This window comes from Rhodoferax sp. PAMC 29310 (assembly GCF_017948265.1).
GTDB lineage: Bacteria > Pseudomonadota > Gammaproteobacteria > Burkholderiales > Burkholderiaceae_C > Rhodoferax.
Window position 1 is genome coordinate 3,509,839 of the sequence record NZ_CP072852.1, and the last position, 13,043, is coordinate 3,522,881.

The window sequence follows — 13,043 nt, forward strand, 5'->3', positions numbered from 1 at the left end:
TCAGGGAATCGGACAAAGGTTCTGAATCAAATTAGTACATTCCACCATACTTTTCTCAAAATCCAGCGTTTCCATCGCCTCGTTCAGGGCTTGTAATTCACTGGGGCCCCCCGCATGCACTTTGCGGAGCTGTGCATGAGCTTCCAGGGCCTGCATGTCGGAATGCATGAGAAGAGTGTGCAGGGCCATTAAATCCGCCGTGAACTGAGCTTGATTGAATGGGGCGGCAGCATCCGGTACTGATGCAATTGGCGCCACAAGGCGCTGTGCCACCTCATTCACAATGCGTCCCGTGTCATCCGCCGCATCTCGGAATTCAGCCAGCATGGCCGGGGAGGGCGGGCTGTCGGCGTCCTGAAGCGCATTTTCCATCGCCTTGGCCGTGGCGGACATTCCATTGGCTCCGATCGTGGCTGAAAGCCCCTTGAATGTGTGCATCAACCGGCGTGCGGCGACGAGATCTCCTTTGGCAAGCAGAGACTTCAACTGCTCCGGTTGGCCGGCCAAATCCACTAGGTAGGACTGCAACACTTTGAGGTAAAGGAATGTATTGCCACTGAGGCGCGCCAGCGCGCCACTCACATCCATTGGGGACTGGGGATGTGGGCTTTCCGGGGCTGACATTGCAGCGGGACGGGGGAGCGCTTGAGTGCTGGATGGCGAACTGCCCGCTGAAGGGCGGGTGTATTGCAGCAGCACTTTCACAAGGACTTGTAGATCGATTGGCTTGCCAATATGGTCATTCATTCCGGCGGCAAGGCACGCCTCCCGGTCGGACGACATGGCGTTGGCGGTCAGGGCAATCACTGGCAACTCGGCAAGCCCCAGTTCTGCGCGAATTGCCCGAGCTGCGGCGTAGCCATCCATGACAGGCATCTGCAAATCCATGAGAACCGCATCAAACGGTGTGCTCGCTTCGCGCACGGCATCAACGCCCAGTTGGCCGTTTGATGCGAGTTCAACCGAGGCACCCTCAGCGCTCAACAGTTCCTGGGCGACTTGTTGATTGATCACGTTGTCTTCAACCACCAGAAGGCGCAGCCCTTTGAGGCGTTTTTCCCGGTCGGCAGGGGATCCGGACCGGGCCCGGGTTCGCAGATTGCTGCGCCCGGACTTGGCTTCAGCCACCGCATCAAACAACATGGAGGCGGTCACGGGTTTGACCAGAAACGCGTTCAAGCGCGCCTGCTCGTCCTTGCTGTGATGGGACAGCATTTCGCGCCCATGTGCCGTCACCATGATGATGACGGGCGCATCGGCCCCAGTGGACTTTTGTCGTACCTGCTGAATGGTTTGCCAGCCATCCATCTCCGGCATCATCCAGTCTACAAAAATGACCTGGTAAGGCGGTTGGCTGGCGCGATCTCGGTCGTCAATCATCTGAAGGGCGCTGGCGCCGCTTTCCGCCGCGTCCACTGTCCAGCCCCAAGATTGGGCCATCTCACGCAGAACATCTCGAGCGGTGGCGTTGTCGTCGACGACCAGGACCGAGAGTTGTTGAAGCGCTGGGTCCCGGTCTGCCTTTTCCGCGTCTACCGGATCTGCCAGTGCCCTCAGGGTGATAGTGAAGTGAAAAGTGCTGCCTTGGCCCAATGCACTCTCCAGCGAGAGCGAGCCCCCCATGAGCTCGACAAACCGTTTGGAGATGGAGAGACCTAGGCCGGTGCCGCCAAACCGCCGGGTGGTCGAGGCTTCCGCCTGGGAAAACCCGTCAAAAATGTGAGTTTGATTCTCCGGCGAAATACCAATGCCGCTGTCGCGCACCGAAATCCGAAGGGTGGTGTCCGCCCCATTGCGCGACAGCACCCGGATTTGAACCACCACTTCGCCTGCTTCCGTGAATTTGATCGCATTCCCCGTCAGGTTGATGAGTACCTGTTGCAGACGCAAGGCATCACCGACCAGTGTCTTGGGCAGGTCAGGGGCAATGTCAAACAAGATCTCAACAGACTTGCTGCCTACGTTGGCGGAGAGAATCACCGACAGATCCCGCATCATGTGATCAATGCGGAACGGCTGAAGGTCCAGCGCCATTTTTCCGGCTTCAATTTTCGAGAAGTCCAGAATGTCGTTCAGCAGCCCCAACAAAGACGTTGCCGCGCGGTGCGCTTTGTACGCGTAATCGAGTTGGCGCGCGGTCAGCGTTGTCTGCTGAAGCAGGGTGAGCATGCCCAGAATGGCATTCATGGGCGTGCGAATTTCGTGGCTCATGTTGGCCAAAAACTGGCCCTTGGCGGCGGTCGCTGCCTCCGCGGTGTCCTTTGCCTCGCGCAGCCCGTTTTGATAGTCTTTCTCGACGCTGATGTCTTGACTGACCCCAAGGTAGCCCGTGCGCTTCCCCTGCGGATCGGTCAGTTCTGTGACAACCAGACCCACCGGAAATCGGCTTCTGTCTTTGCGCTGGTAAGTCCATTCAAATTTTCTTCCAAGCACTGCCGGGTCAAGCAGGACTTCAAAGCCGGTGACCGCGCGTCCCAACTGCGATGACAGCGTCGTTGCCCGACTCGCCACCTCGACTGGGTCATGAATGAGTTCCGGTGTATGACGACCCACAACCTCCTCGGCCGCATAACCCAGCATGCGCTCGGCGCCCTTGTTGAATAAAGTGATCAGGTTATCAAGGCCAATCGTGATGACCCCCACCTCGGTGGCGGCGTCGAGTACCGACTGCAGCATGTTGGTGGTTCGTGCAATCTCAGCCTCCGCTTGTTTGCGCAGGGAGATGTCAGCATAGGTGGTGACAAAGCCGCCACCTGGCATGGGCGCGCCCCGAACTTCAAGGGCCATCCCGCTCGGTCGAACACGTTCAAAGACATGGAGTTCGGGGTGGCGGGCTCTCTCAATGAAGGTTTGGATGGTTTGTTCATGGTCTCCCGGGCCGTACTCCCCTCGTTCCGCGTTGAAGCGAATGATTCGTTCGAAGGAGGTCCCCTCCTGGAGGAAAAGTTCATCCGGAAAATCAAGGTTGGTCTGAAAGAGTTGGTTCTTTGCAATCAGGTTCAACTCGCCGTCAAAAGCACTCAGGCCAACGGGGATGTTGTCTAGAATGCTTTGCATGACCGTATTGGTGCGTTGCAGCTTTTCTTCGTACTCCTTTTGTTGGGAAATATCCAAGTGAATGCCCGAAACCCACTCCGCCTTGCCGTCGGACGTGCGAGAGCTGACAGTGCCCCGGGTCTGAATCCAGACCCAATGCCCTAGGCGGTGGCGCATGCGCAGCACGGTGTCGTAGTGCTCGATTTCACCGTTTAGGTGCTGCGCCAACTGTGCGGAGGCCTTTTGAAGATCATCGGGTTCGCAGAGATCTTGCCAGGTTCGCAAACTGACAGGCTCCAGTTCTTGTTTGGTGTAGCCAACCATGCTCGCCCACAGCTCATTGATTTCGACCTGCTCGGTTTGAGCGTTGAGTGCCCAGGTGCCCGCATTGGTTCCGGTAATGATGCGCTCCAGGTGCTCCCGCTCTTTCGCCAGCGCTTGCTGCGCTAGCACCGCCGCAGTCACGTCGGTTCGAATCGAGATGTATCGGTCAATCTGGCCGCTGTCATTGACATACGGCGCAATGAGCGTATCCACCCAGTAGAGGGAGCCCTCCTTGGTTTGGTTGCAAACGACACCTCGCCATGGGTAGCCGGACGAAATAGTGGCCCACATCCGGGCCCAGAACTCTTCGTCTTGTTGATTGGATTTGACGATTCGATCGTTGCTTCCGATCAACTCGCTCTTTGGGTATCCACTGACGTCGCTGAAGAGGTCGTTCACATAGGTGATGTTTCCAGCCGGGTCGGCGATCGAGACCAGTGAATGCTGGTCAATGGCACTCATCAGCGCTTCGGAGTCACGCAGAGCTTGGGCCAAGCGCTGATTCGTCGCCACTTGTTGGGTAATGTCGCTGGCGACAACAACGTAGCCGGAAACCTGTCCGTCCCTTGCATGCTCGGTTTGCAGATCAATGTCCAGCCAGACGACATCGCCCTTGTCATTGGTCTTGGACAGGGTCTGTCGAAGGCGCGTCTTTTTCGCCAGCGCATTCAGCATTGCTGTCTGGTTCTCCGGGTTGTCTGACTGTGCGCTGAAGAGGTCCTCGAGGGGCAGGCCAGTTGAGCGCCCCTCCTTGAGCTCGAACACTCGGTTGAATGCGGCATTGGTCCATTCAATCTTTTGATTCACCCCGCAAATCGCGATCATGTGAGACGTGTGGTGGATGACACGGGCCATCCGCGCCAGGTCACGGGTCAAGACTTTTGCATGTCGGCGATCACGATCCCGGACCCTGAGAACCAACCAGACCATATAGGCGAGGATTAAGCTCAGTCCCGCGCCCACAGTCGCCACCAGTCTGGGTGTGGTTCGGTCAATGCTGGCGTCAAACCCGACGCTGCTGCCGGCACGCAATACGAGCGGGTTGCCGCCAATGAAGACGGTTCTCGACTGATGAAAAGCGCGGCTTGATGTGAAATCTATCGGCTCGATGTGGCCGCTGGTACCGTTGACCTTGGTCAGTGATGAGAACACCAATCTAGGTTTGTCCCCACCCATTGCATCGTAAAGCTCAAAATCAATTTCACCGTAGGTGGCGTTGGCAGTTTTTTTCAGCAACTCGTTGGCGACCAGCGGGGAGTAGAAAATACCGGTCAACGCGGCCCGTCGCTCTCTGCCTGTGGGTGGGGTTTTTCCGCCGGAATAGACCGGCATGAGATAGAGAAACCCGGCGCCTTGCTGACCATCCTGCACCAGGGTGATGGAGCCGGTCAAGCTGGGGACGCCCGAGCTGATGGCTCGCTCCACTGCCTCACGGCGCACGGCCTCCGCCCCTACGTCGAGGCCTTGTGCCGCGAGATTGGTGCCCAGCGGTTCGATGTACTTGATTATGTACATCTCCTCGTCGCTTCCCTCGGTTTTAACGGTGAAGTTGGGGGCCTGATCCGCACGCTCTGCCGCCTCAAATTTCTGCAGGTCGCTGCGCAAAACCCGCTCGACATAACCGAATCCCCGCACACCAGGAAATTCGCTGTTCATGTCCCGGGCAGCCACGTAGGCACGGAAATTCTCTCGCCGCATACTGCCCTGCAGACCAATGGCCGCTCGCAGGCCCAAAAGAGGTTGTTGAAATTGTTCGGCCATTGAGGCCTGAATGCGGTCGAAGTCAGCGTTGAATGTGTTCTTGGCCGCCGCTTCAATTCGTGTGCGATTGGTGTTGTAGGCGGAGACTGTCAGGAGCAGTCCGATAACCAAAGCACAGATGCCCCAAAGCAGGGGGTGCGACAAAGCCTGCAGCAAGCGGTGACGTAAAGGGCGGCGCATAGGCTGACTTGTCTCCATGGAACGGGGTTTGGCCATTATCAACCTGTTGCTGCCTTGTAACCACTTCCGTGCCAGAATGGAAATCCAATTACAAGGAGACTCTGTCATGCCCCGTCGCGCCACCAAAATCGTCGCCACCCTTGGCCCCGCTTCCAGCGATCCCGCACTGTTGGAGAAGATGATTCGCGCTGGGGTCAACGTGGTGCGGTTGAACTTCAGCCACGGCGTTGCGCAAGACCACATTGACCGGGCGCGGCAAGTCCGTGAAGTAGCGCAGCGAGTGGGCCGGGAAGTCGCCATCATGGCCGACCTGCAGGGACCCAAAATTCGGGTTGGCAAATTTGCGGAGGGCAAGGTATTTCTGGAGCCGGGTCAGAAGTTTGTGCTGGATGCGGCCCGTACTGAATTGGGCGACATTGACGCGGTTGGCCTTGACTACAAGTCCTTGCCACGCGAGGTCAAGGCCGGTGATATCTTGTTGTTGAATGACGGTCTGATTGTGATTACGGTGGACGCCGTCAAGGGCGAAGCGGTTCACACCACCGTCAAGCTGGGCGGAGAGTTGTCCAACAACAAGGGCATCAACAAACAGGGTGGGGGCTTGACGGCGCCTGCGTTGACAGCCAAAGACATGGACGATATTCGTACCGCCATGAGTTTTCAGGCTGATTACGTGGCCGTGAGCTTTCCCAAAAATGCAACTGACATGGAAATGGCGCGCCAGTTGTGCAATGTGGCCGCAGCCGAGTTCAATCACAAGCCGGGCCTGATTGCCAAAATCGAACGTGCCGAGGCAATTCCTCGCCTGGAAGAAATTTTGCTGGCCAGCGACGGCATCATGGTCGCCCGTGGCGACTTGGCTGTTGAAGTGGGTAACGCCGCTGTTCCTGCATTGCAAAAGCGGATGATCAAACTGGCGCGGGAGCATGACCGTTTTGTCATCACTGCCACCCAGATGATGGAGTCCATGATCACCAACCCGGTGCCTACTCGCGCCGAGGTGAGTGACGTGGCCAATGCCGTTCTGGACGGCACCGATGCCGTGATGTTGTCGGCAGAGACCGCCTCCGGCAAATACCCGCTGGAAACGGTGATCGAAATGGCGAACATCTGTCTCGCCGCTGAAGTGCATGGCGGCTATGAGATACAGGACGACTTCAGTGGTAAGGCCTTCAAGCGCATCGATCAGGCCATTGCCATGGGTGCGCTTTTCACCGCGCACCACATGGGCGCCAAAGCCATTGTGGCCATGACCGACAGCGGATCAACCGCCTTGTGGATGAGCCGCCACCTGATTCAAGTGCCTATTTACGCACTGACGTCCAAAGTGGCAACGCAGCGCAAAATGGCCCTGTACCGCAATGTTCGCCCTTTGTTTGTGGACACCAGTGCCGACCGGGATACCGCATTGAACGAGGCAGAAAGCCACCTCAAGGAACGTAATATTGTTCAGACGGGCGACGTCTATGCCATCACCTGCGGGGAGCCCATGGGCGCGCCGGGCGGCACCAATATGCTGAAAATCTGCCGAGTCAGCTAGGTCGACAAAACCTCAAGCCCCGTTCGCGGGGCTTTTTTACGCCTCACGACGCATGTTTTGGCCTTTTCAGCCAACGGTTGAGGCTGTGCCGAGAGCCCAAAAGTGGTCAAATTCGCCGCGATTCAGCCCGTTGCAAGCCGCACTGGCTAAAATTGGGTGAGTTACTAACCAGTTACCAACTTCCCAAGGACCCCATCATGGCTCTCGTTTCCATGCGCGAACTGCTCGACCACGCGGCAGTCAACGGCTACGGCATCCCCGCTTTCAACGTCAACAACCTGGAGCAGGTGCAAGCCGTCATGAGCGCCGCCGACGAAGTGGGTGCTCCCGTCATTTTGCAAGCCAGCGCGGGCGCCCGCAAATACGCAGGCGAGGCCTTCATCAAGCACCTGATTCTGGCGGCGGTCGAGTCCTTCCCGCATATTCCGCTGGTGATGCACCAAGACCACGGTCAGAGTCCGGCCGTCTGCCAAGGCGCCATCAACCTGGGTTTCAGCTCGGTCATGATGGACGGCAGCTTGGAGTCCGACGGCAAAACCATTGCCAGCTTCGACTACAACGTGGAGGTCACCCGCAAGGTGGTGGAGATGGCCCACGCTACCGGCGTGTCGGTTGAGGGTGAGTTGGGTTGCCTGGGCAGCCTGGAAACCATGCAGGGTGACAAGGAAGACGGCCACGGCACGGACGCGGTCATGACCCATGACCAATTGCTGACCGACCCCGAAGAGGCGGCTGAATTCGTGAAGCTTACCCAGCTGGACGCTTTGGCCATCGCCATTGGCACCAGCCACGGTGCTTACAAGTTCACCCGCAAGCCCACAGGCGACATTCTGGCCATCGAGCGGGTCAAGGAAATTCATCGCCGTATTCCCAACACTCACCTGGTCATGCACGGCTCCAGCAGCGTGCCGCAAGATTTGTTGGCCCTCATCAACCAATACGGTGGCAGCATGAAGGAAACTTACGGTGTGCCAGTGGAGGAAATCCAGAAGGCGATCCAGTTCGGCGTGCGAAAGATCAACATCGACACGGACATTCGCCTGGCCATGACCGCGGCGGTGCGCCAGTTCCTTGCCGAGAACCCCGACAAGTTTGACGCCCGCGAATGGCTCAAGCCGGCCCGTGAGGCGGCCAAGTCCATCTGCAAGCAGCGCTACATGGAATTCGGCTGCGAAGGCCAGGGCGCCAAGATCAAAGGCAATAGCTTGTCCGTGGTGGCGGGCCAGTATGCGCGGGGTGAACTCGCTCAAGTCGTGAACTGATCGCCGTCCTTGCGATAATCAAGGCCCGTTGCCGGTGTTTGCACCGCAGCGGGCCTTTTGTTTTTAACCTGTCTTCACGCTCCGATTGCCCTGATATGACTGCTGCCTTACACACCTCCACGCTCACCTCCCTCCCATTGCTGGCTCGCGGCAAGGTGCGGGACAACTACGCCGTGGGCGACGACCGTATTCTGATGGTGGCCAGCGACCGCTTGAGCGCGTTTGACGTGATCATGGGCGAGCCTATACCCGGCAAAGGCGCGCTGCTGACCCAAATGGCCTTGTTCTGGTTTGACAAGCTCGGCCCCAAGGGGCTGAACCTGTGCCCAATTCACCTGACTGGAGAGGCCCCTGAGAGCGTGGTGACTCCCGCCGAAGTGCCGCAGGTGGTGGGCCGTTCCATGTTGGTCAAGCGCCTCAAGCCTCTGCCGGTGGAAGCGGTGGTTCGCGGTTATCTCGCCGGTAGCGGCTGGCAGGAGTACCAGGAGAATCAGGCGGTGTGCGGCGTCTCCTTGCCCGCGGGGCTGAAGAATGCCTCCAAGCTGCCTGCCCCGATCTACACCCCTGCCGCCAAAGCCGCCGTGGGTGACCATGACGAGAACATCACGTTTGAACAAACCGTGGAGATGATCGGGCTGGACCTGGCGACCCGCATTCGCGACATCAGCATTGCCTTGTATGTGGCCGCCAGCGACATTGCGGCCACCAAAGGCATCATCATTGCCGACACCAAGTTTGAATTTGGCCTCGATGCCGATGGCACGCTGACTTTGATGGACGAGGTGCTGACGCCCGACTCCTCCCGCTTCTGGCCCGCCGAAAGCTACCAGGAAGGTATCAATCCGCCCAGTTACGACAAACAGTTTGTACGCGACTGGCTGGAGCAGGCTCAGGTGGACGGCAAGCGCTGGAGCAAGTCGCCCCCGGCGCCCCGCGTGCCCAATGAAATTATTGCAAAGACAGCAGCCAAGTACCAGGAAGCTCTGGAGCGATTGACTGCTTGACGGCTTGGGTGAGCGCTGCATGGCCCTTCAACCGGAAGGCCGTCGCAGAGCTTGTTCACCTACCTTTGGTGGCCTTCACCCAGGTTGGCTGCTTTGTCGAGTTTGTTTCGGGCTGTTTCCAGTCGATCTTTCCAGACGCGTCGGTCATCGGGAGGGAGTCCGTCAAACAATCGGAAGCCGGTCATGACCCGGTCTTCTTCGGTCCAATAGTCATCGCGCACCAGAATCTGCAAATCCAGTTTGTCAGGAAGAAAACTGGCACCCAGCAACGAGGTGTGAATGGTGCGGTTGTTGGTATGTATTGTGACCCGACCATCTTCGGCCAAGTCGATAAACCAGTGCACCTTGCCATTGGCGGCGATGCTTACCTCGCTGTGGGCGCCTCGGAATCCTGCCACTTTTCGCCACCGCGCAACCTGGTCATTGGCCAATTCCTGGCCGTTCTGCGGGCCTGCTGCAGCCGCACTCTGCGCGAGCAGCGTTGCTTCTTTTTCTATTCGGGCGGAATCTTCTTCTTTTTGAGCCAGTTCGGCTTTAAGACGGTGTTCCATCTTGTCTGCCCAGATCTGCAACCGATTCGAAAAATTCCCCAAACTCTTGGCGACGGGTTCCGGAATATTGGAGATTTCCAGGGTGGTTTCGTACCCGCCGGGCAGGTTCTGCGCGGCGTTGATCAGTCCATCAGACGCCCGCACGGTGATGGAATACAGCCCCGTGGCGCGAGGCCGGTCTTGCCCCTCGCGTGGCGTTGTCTCAGGGGGTTTTACCGCAATCGTTAATCCGGGCGCAGGCAGGGTGACGTCCAGTGGGCCTTGCTGAACTTCGTCAGACCCGCCCAACAAGGGGCGGCGGGTGAGATGTCCTGCATTCACGTGGACCAAGATTTGCTTGGCGGTCTGCTTGACCTCTATCGAGAAGGTGTGCGCTTCAAAACGCAGCGTGCCTTGCACGTCGACTACCCGGGTGCGCAAAGTGCGTGCCCTGAGTTCGAACAGCATGAACACGCACACTGCGATGACCACCAGGGCTCCTGAAATCAGGAGTAGCGATTGAACGTCCATAAGTCTCCAGCCATTGAAGGTTGCGACCGACCAGCATTGCTGCTTCAATGCACCTCATGGGCGTGCGATCCTTGCATTAGGACACAACCGGCCGCTGATTCAGCCGCCAATGTCTTTCAGCAAAAAGCCCATGCGGCAAGGCGCCGTCATGCTGCGCCGCTTTTGAGCCACCTGAATGGCGTTGGTCAGCTCAGCACCACGCTGCTCAGGCGGCGGCGGTAGGTGGCCACGGTGGGGTCCACGGGCGGAACCTGGCCGTCGGCCACCTTCACTTTGGGCGGCTCGATGATGTCCAGAATGGCGATGTAGGTTTTGCGGGCGAGTTCGTCGCTCCAGCTCTTGTCGCGCATCAGAATGTCGAGCAATTCGTCCATGGCATCCGCCCAGCGTTTTTCGCTGATCAGCATTTGAGTGCGGGCAAAGCGGGCGTCAAAATCCCGCTTGTTGGCAGCAATCTTTGCATCAAATTCGGCAATGGCGACCGCTGCGTCTGCGTGAGTAGCTGCAAAATCAATAGCATTCATCCAGCGTTGCAGTGAGTCATAACGGCGCACGATGCTGGTTTGCGCAATCACCGCTGCAAAGGCCACTTTGGCGTCGTCCGTCTTGCCTTCCTGCAGCAAGAGCTTGATGTAGTCAAAACGGGCGCTTTCATCTTGCGGGGCTTGCAACATGGCCTGGTGCAGCGCTTCACGCACGGTATCCGGGTCGTCGGCAGGCGGGGCGTCGTTCACTTCGACGCTCGTCACCTCGGCTTCCAGCACATCGCCTTCAGGCATGTGTTTGTCCAGAAAATCCTTGATCTGGCCTTCGGGCAGCGCGCCGGTGAAGCCGTCCACGGGCTTGCCCTGGAACATCAGCACGCAAGTGGGAATGCTGCGAATGCCAAAGGCCTGGCTGAGTTCTTGTTGCTCATCCGAGTCAATCTTGACCAGCTTGAAGCGTCCGGCATAGGCGGTTTCGATCTTTTCCAGCAAGGGACCAATGACCTTACAGGGGCCGCACCAAGGCGCCCAAAAGTCCACCAGCACCGGCACCTGCATGGAGGCGGCCACGACTTCGTCGTCAAAATTTTCTATCGTTACGTTCATCATTTTGAGTAGCTCGGGGCGGTTAAGTAAAATTCAATGCTGACCTGTTACAGGGCAGAGGGCCATGGCTGCGAGCGTATCGCACTGGCCTGACCGGGTTCAACATCATGAAAAACATTCAAATCGGCATTGTCATGGGCTCCAGTTCCGACTGGGACACCATGCAGCACGCGGTCCACATTCTCCAACAGTTCGAGGTCGGGCACGACGCCCGCGTGGTTTCGGCACACCGCATGCCCGACGACATGTTTGCCTACGCCGAGGCGGCTGTGGGCCTGGGCCTGAAGGCCATCATCGCCGGTGCCGGCGGTGCCGCGCACCTGCCGGGCATGCTGGCCGCCAAGACCACGGTGCCCGTGCTGGGTGTGCCGGTGGCGTCCAAACACCTCTCTGGCGTTGATTCATTGCACAGCATTGTGCAAATGCCCAAGGGCATTCCCGTGGCCACCTTCGCCATTGGTGCCCCCGGTGCCGCCAACGCCGCCCTGTTTGCCGTGGCGATGCTGGCCAATGAGGACCCGGCCCTGCGCGCCAAGCTGGATGCGTTTCGCGCTCACCAAACTGAAGTCGCACGCGGCATGACCGTGCCGCCCGTCCTATGAGCGGGCAGACACTTCTGCCGGGCACCATGGCCAGCGGCCGGCCCACCACCCTGGGTGTCATGGGCGGCGGTCAGTTGGGGCGCATGTTTGTGCAGGCGGCCCAGGCAATGGGTTATTTCACCGTGGTGCTGGACCCCGATGTGGTCAGCCCCGCCGGGCTGGTGAGCCACTATCACATCCAGACGGATTACCTGGACGAGCAGGGGCTGGCCCAGCTGATGCAGCGCTGCGCGGCCATCACCACCGAGTTTGAAAACGTGCCGGCGCCCGCCTTGTTGACGCTGGGCGCCGCCCGGCCCACGGCACCCAGCGGCGAGGCAGTGGGCATTGCCCAAGACCGGGCCAAGGAAAAAGCCCACTTTGTGCGCTGTGGCGTGCCGTGCGCGCCCTACGCCCTGCTGGAAACGCCCGAGCAGTTGGCGGCCATCTCCGACGACCTGCTGCCCGGCATTTTGAAAACCACGCGCCTGGGTTACGACGGCAAAGGCCAGGCCCGCGTCACCACCCGTGAAGAACTGGCGACCGCTTGGGCGGACATGAAGCAGGTGGCCTGCGTGCTGGAAAAAATGCTGCCCCTGAAGGCCGAGTGTTCGGTGATCGTGGCGCGCGGTTGGGACGGCACTTGCGTCAACTTGCCGGTGCAGCTCAACCTGCACCGCGAAGGCATATTGGCGGTGACCGAGGTTTATGAAGGAAATGTGCCTTTAGCCCTCGCAGAACGTGCGGTAGAAGCTACTAAATCCATAGCAGAAGGCCTGCAGTATGTGGGCGTGCTTTGCGTGGAGTTCTTCGTGCTGGCCGACGATTCGTTGGTGGTGAACGAGATGGCGCCGCGCCCGCACAACAGCGGCCACTACAGCATCAACGCCTGCGACCAGTCGCAGTTTGACCTGCAGGTGCGCACGCTGGGCGGCTTGCCACTGGTGCAACCGCGCCAGCACAGCCCGTCCATCATGCTGAATTTGCTGGGTGACTTGTGGGTGAACGACGTCACACCGCCGTGGGACCAGGTGCTGGCGCTGCCCGGCACCCATTTGCAGTTGTACGGCAAGCTCAAGGCCAGCAAAGGCCGCAAGATGGGTCACCTGAACATCACCGGCGCCACCGTGGCCGAGGTGCGTGCGACGGCCCTGGCGGCCGCCAAGATCCTTGGCATTGAGCCGTTCTGAGGTTGGGTTAGTT

Annotated in this window: 8 protein-coding genes; 5 read left to right on the top strand and 3 right to left on the bottom strand. The window is 58.9% G+C overall.

The window, feature by feature from the left end; genetic code table 11:
* Positions 1–5,301 carry a PAS domain S-box protein gene (locus tag J8G15_RS16340; RefSeq protein ID WP_210543440.1) on the bottom strand — a complete coding sequence of 1,767 codons (5,301 nt, stop codon included), beginning with the start codon at positions 5,299–5,301 and terminating at the stop codon, positions 1–3.
* Between the two features lie 106 nt (positions 5,302–5,407).
* Between J8G15_RS16340 and pyk the strand changes: the two genes are divergently transcribed.
* The 3 genes from pyk (at position 5,408) to J8G15_RS16355 (ending at position 9,107) form a co-directional block, all read left to right on the top strand.
* Entirely contained in the window at positions 5,408–6,841 is a 1,434-nt protein-coding gene (gene pyk, locus J8G15_RS16345) for a pyruvate kinase (protein WP_210543441.1), read from the top strand.
* Positions 6,842–7,038: 197 nt separating this feature from the next.
* On the top strand, positions 7,039–8,103 hold the full coding sequence (gene fba / locus J8G15_RS16350; protein WP_210543442.1) for a class II fructose-bisphosphate aldolase: 1,065 nt from the start codon (positions 7,039–7,041) through the stop codon (positions 8,101–8,103).
* A gap of 95 nt (positions 8,104–8,198) precedes the next feature.
* Positions 8,199–9,107, top strand: coding sequence for a phosphoribosylaminoimidazolesuccinocarboxamide synthase (locus J8G15_RS16355; protein ID WP_210543443.1), 909 nt, complete (start codon positions 8,199–8,201; stop codon positions 9,105–9,107).
* A 59-nt stretch (positions 9,108–9,166) separates the two neighbouring features.
* Here the strand turns inward: J8G15_RS16355 and J8G15_RS16360 are convergent, their stop codons facing one another.
* Both J8G15_RS16360 and trxA read right to left on the bottom strand, forming a co-directional pair.
* Positions 9,167–10,168: a hypothetical protein gene (locus J8G15_RS16360; protein WP_210543444.1), complete on the bottom strand. Its 1,002-nt coding sequence runs from the start codon at positions 10,166–10,168 to the stop codon at positions 9,167–9,169.
* A gap of 185 nt (positions 10,169–10,353) precedes the next feature.
* The gene (trxA, locus tag J8G15_RS16365) at positions 10,354–11,262 is read right to left on the bottom strand and encodes a thioredoxin (RefSeq protein WP_210543445.1); all 909 of its coding nucleotides are present in this window, start codon (positions 11,260–11,262) and stop codon (positions 10,354–10,356) included.
* 104 nt (positions 11,263–11,366) lie between these two features.
* On the opposite strand from trxA, the gene purE reads away from it, so the two are divergent.
* Both purE and J8G15_RS16375 read left to right on the top strand, forming a co-directional pair.
* Positions 11,367–11,861 carry a 5-(carboxyamino)imidazole ribonucleotide mutase gene (purE, locus tag J8G15_RS16370; RefSeq protein WP_210543446.1) on the top strand — a complete coding sequence of 165 codons (495 nt, stop codon included), beginning with the start codon at positions 11,367–11,369 and terminating at the stop codon, positions 11,859–11,861.
* Positions 11,858–13,030 (top strand): 5-(carboxyamino)imidazole ribonucleotide synthase, encoded by a 1,173-nt coding sequence (locus J8G15_RS16375; protein ID WP_210543448.1) that lies wholly within the window; start codon positions 11,858–11,860, stop codon positions 13,028–13,030. Before purE ends, J8G15_RS16375 begins: the two co-directional genes overlap by 4 nt.
* Positions 13,031–13,043: the final 13 nt, after the last annotated feature.